The sequence below is a fragment of the Arthrobacter sp. Y3225116 genome, from assembly GCF_059091245.1.
On record NZ_JBNHGL010000436.1, the window covers coordinates 1 to 1,263 of the forward strand.

2 protein-coding genes are annotated in these 1,263 nt (G+C 71.7%); both read right to left on the bottom strand.

Features of this window, described 5'->3' with window-relative positions:
* Positions 1–58: 58 nt before the first annotated feature.
* Positions 59–370, bottom strand: coding sequence for an MmcQ/YjbR family DNA-binding protein (locus AC5RV2_RS18120; protein WP_494093479.1), 312 nt, complete (start codon positions 368–370; stop codon positions 59–61).
* 89 nt (positions 371–459) lie between these two features.
* Positions 460–1,263: family 4 glycosyl hydrolase (locus AC5RV2_RS18125; RefSeq protein ID WP_494093480.1), on the bottom strand; the 804-nt coding region annotated here is incomplete at its 5' end.

A 1,263-nucleotide genomic window follows, 5' to 3' on the forward strand; every position in this document is an offset into this window, starting at 1 on the left:
AGGGCGGCTGCGCTGGTCGGCACCGGGCAGCGACTGTGCCGGCCAGCGCCGGTGCAGGTCAGCGGCTGTGCCGGCCTCCGGCGAGCCGGAACGACTCGTCGAGCAATTCTTCGAGATGGCCGGGCTCGACTTTGTCCAGGCGCATCAGCACCAGCAGCGGCGAACGCTCGTGGTGCGGGGTCCAGAAAAAGACGTCCGGGGCCGTCGCGGCCAGGGCGTCGCGCTCGTCGGACTTGACGGTCAGCACGCCCGGCTCCCACATCCGCGCCATCAGCGACTTGGCGAACCAGGCTGGCTGGCCCCAGCTGGGCCGCTCCGTGACGCCGGGCAGGGCCAGGCAGAGGCGGCGCACATCGTCCTCGGTGGGCATGCCCTCACCCTGCCACGTACGGCGCCGGCGGGCCAGCCTCCCCGGAGGACGGACTGACCGGCCGGCCGGAGGCGGCGATCAGGTCCCGGTCAGCTCCAGCGGTATCCGTGGGCCTGTTCATAGGCCGCGAGCAGGCGGTGGGCCACGTGGCCGGAGGTAATCAGCGGGTGGATCATGAAGGCCCGCAGGGCCGCCGCCCGGTCGCCCTGCCCGCCGCGGATGACCTCCTGCTCCACGGCCTTGATCTGCGTCACCAGGCCGGCTTGGTGCAGGGTCAGCGGCTTCACCGGCAGGGGCCGGGCGCCGTCCGCACCGACCACCGACGGCACCTCGACGACGGCGTCGTCCGGCAGCTGCGGAATGGTGCCGGCGTTGCGCACGTTGAGGATCAGCTCCGTGCGCTCGCCGGACAGCAGGGCGTGCATCACGTCCAGGGCCACCTGCTCATAGCCGCCGGCGGCCAGGTCCTGTTCGTCGCGCGAGACGCCGATGTCGCGGGCCTCGGACAGGTAGCCCTCCTCGCGGCGGCGCAGGGCATCCTCCCAGTCCGCGTAGGGGGTTCCGGAAGCCTGCAGCCTGGCGTACAACTCCTGCTGCAATTCGTGGATGGATTCGCCGCGGGTCTGGGCGGCGCCGGCCAGGGCCAGGGTGGCCTCCCGGCGAAAGTAGTAATAGAACAGGTAGGCATTCGGAATGGCACCGAGCACCTGAAGTTCGCGCGTGCCGAAGATCCGGCCTTCTTCGAACGACTGGAGCCGCCCCGGGTCGCCGAGCAAACCGGGAAGCCGGTCCCGGCCCTCGTGCTCCAGCCCGCGCAGCCACCCCAGGTGGTTGAGGCCCGCATAGTCCACGCCCGCCAGCGAGCCGCGCTGCAGCGTGACCCCGGCTGCCCT